This window comes from Nocardioides kongjuensis, assembly GCF_013409625.1.
Taxonomy (GTDB): Bacteria; Actinomycetota; Actinomycetes; order Propionibacteriales; family Nocardioidaceae; genus Nocardioides; species Nocardioides kongjuensis.
This window is the reverse complement of record NZ_JACCBF010000001.1, coordinates 1,602,065-1,610,000: the sequence shown is the minus strand read 5'-3', so window position 1 is coordinate 1,610,000 and position 7,936 is coordinate 1,602,065. Positions and strand designations below refer to the sequence as shown.

The window sequence follows — 7,936 nt, the reverse complement described above, 5'->3', positions numbered from 1 at the left end:
GGGGGGCCCGATGTGTGAACCCACTTGCTGGGGGAAGCACAGGAGGCCGCAGAGACCAGGGGAAAGCGACTGTTTACTAAAAACACAGGTCCGTGCGAAGTTGTAAGACGATGTATACGGACTGACTCCTGCCCGGTGCTGGAAGGTTAAGAGGACGGGTTAGACGCAAGTCGAAGCTCAGAATTTAAGCCCCAGTAAACGGCGGTGGTAACTATAACCATCCTAAGGTAGCGAAATTCCTTGTCGGGTAAGTTCCGACCTGCACGAATGGAGTAACGACTTTCCTACTGTCTCAACCATGGACTCGGCGAAATTGCACTACGAGTAAAGATGCTCGTTACGCGCGGCAGGACGGAAAGACCCCGGGACCTTTACTATAGTTTGGCATTGGTGTTTGGTTCGGCTTGTGTAGGATAGGTGGGAGACTGTGAAACCTTCACGCCAGTGGGGGTGGAGTCATCGTTGAAATACCACTCTGGTCGTACTAGATGTCTAACCTAGGGCCATGATCTGGTTCAGGGACAGTGCCTGATGGGTAGTTTAACTGGGGCGGTTGCCTCCCAAAATGTAACGGAGGCGCTCAAAGGTTCCCTCAGCCTGGTTGGCAATCAGGTGTTGAGTGTAAGTGCACAAGGGAGCTTGACTGTGAGACAGACATGTCGAGCAGGGACGAAAGTCGGAACTAGTGATCCGGCCACTGCGAGTGGAAGCGTGGTCGCTCAACGGATAAAAGGTACCCCGGGGATAACAGGCTGATCTTCCCCAAGAGTCCATATCGACGGGATGGTTTGGCACCTCGATGTCGGCTCGTCGCATCCTGGGGCTGGAGTAGGTCCCAAGGGTTGGGCTGTTCGCCCATTAAAGCGGCACGCGAGCTGGGTTTAGAACGTCGTGAGACAGTTCGGTCCCTATCCGCCGCGCGCGTAGGAAACTTGAGAAAGGCTGTCCCTAGTACGAGAGGACCGGGATGGACGAACCTCTGGTGTGCCAGTTGTACCGCCAGGTGCATGGCTGGTTGGCTACGTTCGGAAGTGATAACCGCTGAACGCATCTAAGCGGGAAGCACGTTTCAAGATGAGGTTTCCCACCCCTTGTGGGTTAAGGCCCCCAGCAGAACACTGGGTTGATAGGCCGGAGGTGTACAGCAGTAATGCCCAGCCGACCGGTACTAATAGGCCGAAGACTTGCCACAACAAACCCCCAACACACTCAACAAACCACGTATACAGCACTGTGTTGGTGCGCGCGTCCACATGAAGAAGACCAACCCCGGAACATACACGGGGTTCATAGAGTTACGGCGGCCATAGCGGCAGGGAAACACCCGGTCCCATCCCGAACCCGGAAGTTAAGCCTGCCAGCGCCGATGGTACTGCAACCGAGAGGATGTGGGAGAGTAGGACGCCGCCGGACAAACATTGCCTCAGGGCCAGCACACCACGTGCTGGCCCTGAGCGCTTTTTCCGGCCTGATGCGCGTCACTTCCGTCACCGACGTCGTGGTCGGAGACCTTGATCCTCCACAGGTGCGCCGTGGAGCGTCGTCGTCCACAGCGCTCGGCGGCTGCAGCGGCTCGTGTCGGCGCTGTTCCGCAGGATCGCCACGTGGGTGAGTCATCGGGGCTCACCGGTGACGTGGAGGTGGTCGAGGATGACGATGGACGTGGTGACGCCCGGGACGGCGAACACGGTGCAGCTGAGCGGTCGCCTCGCGGCCGATCCCGTGGAGCGGGTGCTGCCCAGCGGCGACCGGCTGTGGACCTGCCGGGTGATCGTGCCCCGTGCAGACGTCCGGGTGCTCGCGTCGGGGCGCAAGGGACCGACGGTCGACGTGGTCGACCTGGCCGGCTGGTCGTCCAAGGTGCGCCGCTCGATGCGGACCTGGCACGCCGGCGACATCGTCGGCGTGGAGGGGGCGCTGCGGCGCAGGTTCTACCGGGCGGGTGGGCACACGGCGTCGCGGATGGAGGTCGAGGTCACGACGGCGCGTCTGGTGCGTCGCGCAGCGAGCGGATGAGCACGCCCAGGCTCGGCTTGGGCTGGAAGGAGGTGGCCTTTTCGGGGAGCAGCCGGTCTGCCTCGGCGACGCGGATGACGAGGTCGACGGACGGCGCGGGCATCAGCACGGCGATGGCGTCGGGTCGGGCGCCGCCGAGGGCGTCGTCGACCGTGTGGTGGTAGGCGATCGCCGCGGGTCCGTGGGGCAGTGCCGGGACGATCCGGTGGTGGAGCGCCTCCACCGCTGCCTCGTCGGCATCGATCCCGAGGTCGACGACCGCCCAGCGCTCACCGTCGGTGGCCGCGAGGCGCGCTGCGGACAGGGCGTGGACGGCGTCCGCCTGGGGCTGCTCGGCGTACTCGAGGCCGAGGGTCTCGGCGGCGTCACGGAGGTCGTCGAGGGACGTGCCGCTGAGGGTCCGGTGGATCGGGCCCAGGAAGAGGGGGGTGTCGGTCTGGTCGACCAGCATCGCGAGCCCGAGGTCGGTGGGGCGGGGGCCGGCGGGCTCCCCGACGCGACGGCGCTGGAGACGCAGGTACGCGGCGTAGCGGTGATGGCCGTCCGCGATGAGGGCCTTGCTCTCGGCGAGCTCGGCGGCGATGAGGGCGAGGGTCTCGGGGGTGCGCTCGGCCCAGATCCGGTGCTCCTGGCCGCCGCGGTCGGTGTAGGCGTGGTCGGGGTCGCGGCGGGCGATGTCGGCAACGGCCTCGCGCAGTCGCGGACTGCCCTGGTGGACGAGGAGGATCGGTGCCGGGTTGAGCTGCATCTCATCCATCCGGTCGGCCAGCTCGTCGGCCTGGACGGGGTGGATGCCCTCGTGCGGGAGCACGGCGCGGTCGGCTGCGTGCGCGGCTCGGTGGGAGACGTCGAGCGCGCCGACGAGGCCGCGCACGGTCATCCCGTTGGAGCTGTACTCGTGGAGGTAGAGCGCCGGTTCGGCGTCGGCGGTGACCAGTCCGCGGGCCTGCCAGCGGAGGAGGCGCGCGGAGACGTCCTTGTAGGGGCGCGCGAAGGCGCGGCCGGTGGTCGGGTTGCCGACGCGGGCGGGGGCGAGCATCAGTGCCGGGAAGGGCTCGAGACGCAACGGACCGGCCACGTAGGGCGGGGTCACGAGGGCGGTTGCGTCCATCAGGGCATCGTACGGATCCGGTGGTGGTGCGGGCTGGCAAGGTGGGGACGTGTTGCTCACATCGACCGAACCCCTGGCCACGGCGTACGACCTGGCGATGCTCGACCTGGATGGCGTGGTCTACATCGGGCACGAGGCGGTCGACGGGGCCGCGGGCCACATCGCGCGTGCGCGGGCGGCCGGGATGCGCGTCGCGTTCATCACGAACAACGCGTCGCGGTCCGCGGCCGTGGTCGCCGAGCACCTGCGGGACCTGGGGGTGACAGCCCAACCGGCCGACGTGGTGACCAGCGCCCAGGCCGCGTCGCGGCTGGTGGTGCAGCGGTTCGGTGCGGGCGCGCGGGTCGTGTGCCTGGGCGGCCCGGGCCTGCAGAGCGCCCTCGACGAGGCCGGGCTGGTGGCGGTCGACGTGGAGGCCGAGGCGGTCGCGGTGGTGAGCGGGTACGGACCGGAGCTGCTGTGGCGCGACATCATGCACGCGGCAGTGCGGATCCGGGACGGGCTGCCGTGGGTGGCGACCAACACCGACCTGACCATCCCGACGACGTACGGCGTCGCGCCGGGGCACGGCGTGCTCGTGCAGATGGTGGAGCGCTTCGCGGGTGTGACCCCTGAGGTGGCGGGCAAGCCGGCGCGGCCGCTGCTCGACGAGACGGTGCGACGGGTGGGAGGCCGGCGACCGCTGATGGTCGGCGACCGGCTGGACACCGACATCGAGGGGGCGCGGAACGCCGGGGTCGACTCGCTGCTAGTGCTGACCGGCGTGACCGGGCTCGCGGACCTGGTGGCGGCGAGGCCGGAGGAGCGCCCGACGTACGTCGCCGTGGACCTCGGTGGCCTGACGCAGGCGCACGCGGCGCCCGAGCGGACTGCGGACGGCTGGCGCTCGGGTGGGTGGTCCGGGCGGGTGAGCGACGGGCGGCTCGTGGTGGAGCAGGCGGCGGCGCACGGCTCGGCCGGCGACTGGTGGCGGGTCGCGGCGGTCGCGGCATGGGAGCACCGGGACCGCACGGGGGCGGCGCCGGACATCTCCGCGGCACGGGTACCGGGAACCGGCGGGGTGGCGCGGTAGCCTCGGGCCATGACCGAGGTACCTGTTCCGGCGCCCACGCCGACCGGGATCGATGCCGTCGACCGGGTGCTCGACCTGGTCGCGGGGCTCTCCGAGCGTCCGCTCGAGGAGCACGCGGGTGTGCTCGAGGAGGCGCACGGCGAGCTCCGGCGCACCCTCGACAACCCACCTGCCGCACCGGCCGTCCCGTAGTGCCGCCGCGCCGACTGCGCCTCGACGCGGAGCTGGTCCGCCGCGGGCTGGCGCCGTCGCGCGAGCGCGCCGCCCAGCTGATCGCGGAGGGCCGGGTCAAGGTCGCCGGGGCGGTGGCCACGAAGCCGGCCACGGGCGTGGCGACCGACGTCGCGATCGTGGTCAAGGAGGGCGAGAACGGACCGGACTACGTGTCCCGAGGTGCCCACAAGCTGGTGGGTGCGCTGGCGGCGTTCGTCCCGCTCGGGCTGCAGGTCGAGGGACGGCGTGCCCTGGACGCGGGGGCGTCGACGGGCGGGTTCACCGACGTGCTGCTGCGGTCCGGGGTGGCCGAGGTGGTCGCGGTCGACGTCGGCTACGGGCAGCTGCACTGGTCGTTGCAGCAGCACGAGAAGGTCGTCGTCCACGACCGGACCAACGTCCGCACCCTGACCACCGACGACATCGGCGGGCCGGTCGACCTCGTCGTCGGCGACCTGTCGTTCATCTCGCTGACCCTGGTGCTCGACGCCCTGCTGGGCGTGACCCGGCCCGACGGCGACCTGGCGTTGATGGTGAAGCCGCAGTTCGAGGTCGGCAAGGACCGGCTCGGAAAGGGCGGCGTGGTCCGTGACCCCGAGCTGTGGGTGGAGACCGTGCTGGGTGTGGCGCACGCGGCCGCCGAGCGCGGGTGGGGTGCGCGGGCGGTGACGGTGAGCCCGTTGCCGGGGCCGTCGGGCAACGTGGAGTTCTTCTTGTGGCTGCGGCACGGGCCGGCGACCCTGGACGACGAGTCCCTGGCCGCGATCGTGCGACGTGGGACGTCGGACCCGGATGAGAGGGTGACCCCATGACGTCCGCCGACATCCCGCGCCGGGTGCTCGTGCTCGCCCACACCGGGCGAGCGGAGGCCCGCGATGTCGCGCGCGCCTTCGTGAAGGAGCTGACCGGCCACGGGATCGTCGTGCGGCTGCTGCGGCACGAGGCCGACGACCTCGACCTGGCGCCGGGGGAGTACGACCCGGAGGTCGAGCTGACGGACTCCGAGTCCGACGCCAGCCACGGCTGCGAGCTGACCGTGGTGATCGGCGGCGACGGGAGCATCCTGCGCGCCGCGGAGGTCACCCACCAGCGCTCGACGCCGGTGCTGGGCGTCAACCTGGGGCACGTCGGCTTCCTGGCGGAGGCCGAGCACGAGGACGTGGCGGCGACGATCGAGGCGATCGTCGAGCAGCGGTACCGGACCGAGGACCGGCTCACGCTCGACGTGAAGGCGTACGTCGGCGGCGAGCTGGTGTACTCGACGTTCGCGGTCAACGAGGCCAGCGTCGAGAAGGCGGCCCGCGAGCGGATGCTCGAGGTGGTCGTCGAGATCGACGACCGGCCGTTGTCGCGGTGGGGCTGCGACGGGGTCGTGTGCGCGACGCCGACCGGCTCGACGGCCTACAACTTCAGCGCGGGTGGTCCGATCGTGTGGCCGCAGGTCGAGGCGCTGTGCATCGTGCCGCTGAGCGCGCACGCGCTGTTCGCCCGGCCGATGGTGGTGGCGCCCTCGTCGGTGATCGCGATCGAGGTGCTCGAGGGCAACCAGGGGTCCGGGGTGCTGTGGTGCGACGGTCGGCGCAGCGTCGACCTGCCGCCGGGCGCCCGGATCGAGGTGAGCCGCGGGCAGCGACCGGTCCGGCTGGTCCGGCTGCACTCGGCGCCGTTCACCGACCGGCTGGTGGCGAAGTTCGGCCTGTCCGTCGAGGGCTGGCGTGGAGCCGCGGAGCAGCGCCGCGAGGCGCGGGCCCGGGGGGAGGACGCATGATCGAGGAGATTCGGATCAGCTCGCTCGGGGTCATCGACTCCTCGACGCTCGAGCTGGGCCCCGGCCTGACCGTGATCACCGGTGAGACCGGTGCCGGCAAGACGATGGTGGTGACCGCGCTCGGCCTGCTGCTGGGAGGGCGAGCCGACAGCGGCGCGGTCCGCGCCGGTGCCAAGCAGGCGCGGGTCGAGGGGCTCGTCGCCGCCACGGCGCTGCCCGATCTCGTGACGGCGGTCGAGGAGGCCGGGGGCGAGGCCGAGGACGGCGGCGTGGTGCTGGCGCGCAACGTGAGCGCCGAGGGCCGGTCCCGGGCGTTCGCGGGCGGCGCGGCGGTCCCGGTCGCCACGCTCGCCGAGCTGGCCGAGCCGCTCGTCGCCGTGCACGGCCAGTCCGACCAGCACCGGCTGCTGAAGGCGCAGACCCAGCGTCACGCGCTGGACCGGTTCGGCGGGCTCGAGAAGCTGCTGACGGCGTACGAGACGCTGCACGACCGGCTGGTCGCCACGGAGAAGGAGCTGACCGAGGTCGTCGCCACCGCGCGTGAGCGGGCCCGCGAGGCCGACCTGCTGCGCTTCGGCGTCGACGAGGTCGCGGCCGTCGAGCCGCAGCCGGGCGAGGACGCCGAGCTCGCCGCCGAGGAGGCGCGGCTGGGGCACGCGGACACGTTGCGCGGCGCTGCCGAGCAGGCCCGGGAGGCGCTGTCCAGCGAGCACGGCTCGCCGGACGCGCTCGGTGCGGTGGCTGCCGCGCGGGGCCTGCTGGAGGGCGTGCGCGACCACGACCCCGAGGCGGCCGCGCTGGCGGACCGGGTCGCCGAGGTGAGCTACCTGCTCTCCGACGTCGCGGCCGACGTGGCGTCGTACGCCGCGCGCATCGACACCGACCCGAACCGGCTGGCCGCGGTCTCCGAGCGACGGGCGGCGCTGATCGGGCTGACCCGCAAGTACGGCGAGACCATCGACGAGGTGCTCGCGTGGGCCGAGAGGTCGGCGATGCGGCTGCTCGACCTGGACTCCACCGACGACAGGATCAAGGACCTGACCGCCGAGGCGACCCGGCTGCGGGCCGACCTGGCGATCGCGGGCAGCAAGCTCAGCGAGGCGCGGGTCAAGGCCGCGAGCCGGCTCGGCACGGCGGTCTCCGACGAGCTGACCCTGCTGGCGATGCCGCACGCCGTGGTGACCATCCGGGTCTCGCCGCGCGCCGCCGAGGCGCCCAGCGACCCCGCTCACCCGCCGGCCGACGTGCTGCAGGTGGGGGACCGCTGGGTGCGGTTCGGGCGCAGCGGGCTCGACGAGGTCGAGTTCCTGCTCGCCGCCAACACCGGCTCCGACCCACGTCCGCTGCACAAGGGGGCGTCGGGCGGTGAGCTCTCCCGGGTGATGCTCGCGGTCGAGGTCTGCCTGGCCGGCACCAGCCCGGTGCCGACGTTCGTGTTCGACGAGGTCGACTCCGGCGTCGGAGGTGCCGCGGCGGTGGAGATCGGGCGGCGCCTGGCCACGCTCGCCGACGACGCCCAGGTGCTGGTCGTCACCCACCTGCCCCAGGTCGCGGCCTTCGCCGACCGGCACGTGCTGGTCGAGAAGTCCAGTGACGGCTCGGTCACCAGCTCGGGGCTGGTCACCCTGGACGACGCCGGCCGCGAGCGGGAGCTCTCCCGCATGCTGGCCGGCCTCGCCGAGTCCGACACCGCGCTCGCGCACGCCCGCGAGCTGCTCGAGCTGGCGCGAAACGCACCGCGAGCACGGTGAATCAG

General features: G+C 70.9%; 7 protein-coding genes and 2 rRNA genes (1 of these 9 only partly in view). 8 read left to right on the top strand and 1 reads right to left on the bottom strand.

The features are described 5' to 3' along the window. The 3 genes from BJ958_RS07800 to BJ958_RS07790 all read left to right on the top strand — a co-directional run. Nucleotides 1-1,192: ribosomal RNA gene (locus tag BJ958_RS07800) — 23S ribosomal RNA — on the top strand; it begins 1,931 nt to the left of the window's first position. 104 nt (nucleotides 1,193-1,296) lie between these two features. Then, nucleotides 1,297-1,413 (top strand): 5S ribosomal RNA (gene rrf, locus BJ958_RS07795). A gap of 237 nt (nucleotides 1,414-1,650) precedes the next feature. Further along, complete coding sequence (locus BJ958_RS07790) at nucleotides 1,651-2,016, top strand: single-stranded DNA-binding protein (protein WP_179726319.1); 366 nt, start codon at nucleotides 1,651-1,653, stop codon at nucleotides 2,014-2,016. On the opposite strand, the gene BJ958_RS07785 is transcribed toward BJ958_RS07790, so the two are convergent. Beyond that, a complete protein-coding gene (locus BJ958_RS07785) occupies nucleotides 1,976-3,127 on the bottom strand; it encodes a DUF1015 family protein (protein WP_179726318.1) in 1,152 nt (383 codons plus the stop codon). The two genes, BJ958_RS07790 and BJ958_RS07785, sit on opposite strands and share 41 nt — an antisense overlap. Before the next feature lie 49 nt (nucleotides 3,128-3,176). Between BJ958_RS07785 and BJ958_RS07780 the strand changes: the two genes are divergently transcribed. Genes BJ958_RS07780 through recN form a run of 5 tightly spaced genes read left to right on the top strand, consistent with a single transcriptional unit; the run spans nucleotide 3,177 to nucleotide 7,931 of the window. Then, nucleotides 3,177-4,199 carry an HAD-IIA family hydrolase gene (locus tag BJ958_RS07780; protein WP_343052609.1) on the top strand — a complete coding sequence of 341 codons (1,023 nt, stop codon included), beginning with the start codon at nucleotides 3,177-3,179 and terminating at the stop codon, nucleotides 4,197-4,199. A 9-nt stretch (nucleotides 4,200-4,208) separates the two neighbouring features. Continuing rightward, on the top strand, nucleotides 4,209-4,391 hold the full coding sequence (locus BJ958_RS27710) for a hypothetical protein (RefSeq protein ID WP_246319019.1): 183 nt from the start codon (nucleotides 4,209-4,211) through the stop codon (nucleotides 4,389-4,391). Continuing rightward, entirely contained in the window at nucleotides 4,391-5,224 is an 834-nt protein-coding gene (locus tag BJ958_RS07775; protein WP_343052608.1) for a TlyA family RNA methyltransferase, read from the top strand. The genes BJ958_RS27710 and BJ958_RS07775 overlap by 1 nt, the downstream gene beginning before the upstream one ends. After that, on the top strand, nucleotides 5,221-6,180 hold the full coding sequence (locus BJ958_RS07770; RefSeq protein ID WP_179726316.1) for an NAD kinase: 960 nt from the start codon (nucleotides 5,221-5,223) through the stop codon (nucleotides 6,178-6,180). The genes BJ958_RS07775 and BJ958_RS07770 overlap by 4 nt, the downstream gene beginning before the upstream one ends. Beyond that, nucleotides 6,177-7,931 carry a DNA repair protein RecN gene (recN, locus tag BJ958_RS07765; RefSeq protein ID WP_179726315.1) on the top strand — a complete coding sequence of 585 codons (1,755 nt, stop codon included), beginning with the start codon at nucleotides 6,177-6,179 and terminating at the stop codon, nucleotides 7,929-7,931. Before BJ958_RS07770 ends, recN begins: the two co-directional genes overlap by 4 nt. Nucleotides 7,932-7,936: the final 5 nt, after the last annotated feature.

Excerpts from the sequence above, each read along its gene's own strand:
- BJ958_RS07785 (WP_179726318.1), bottom strand. The coding sequence starts at position 3,127 with ATGGACGCAACCGCCCTCGTGACCCCGCCCTACGTGGCCGGTCCGTTG.
- BJ958_RS27710 (WP_246319019.1), top strand. The coding sequence starts at position 4,209 with ATGACCGAGGTACCTGTTCCGGCGCCCACGCCGACCGGGATCGATGCC.
- recN (WP_179726315.1), top strand. The coding sequence starts at position 6,177 with ATGATCGAGGAGATTCGGATCAGCTCGCTCGGGGTCATCGACTCCTCG.
- BJ958_RS07770 (WP_179726316.1), top strand. The coding sequence starts at position 5,221 with ATGACGTCCGCCGACATCCCGCGCCGGGTGCTCGTGCTCGCCCACACC.
- BJ958_RS07790 (WP_179726319.1), top strand. The coding sequence starts at position 1,651 with ATGACGATGGACGTGGTGACGCCCGGGACGGCGAACACGGTGCAGCTG.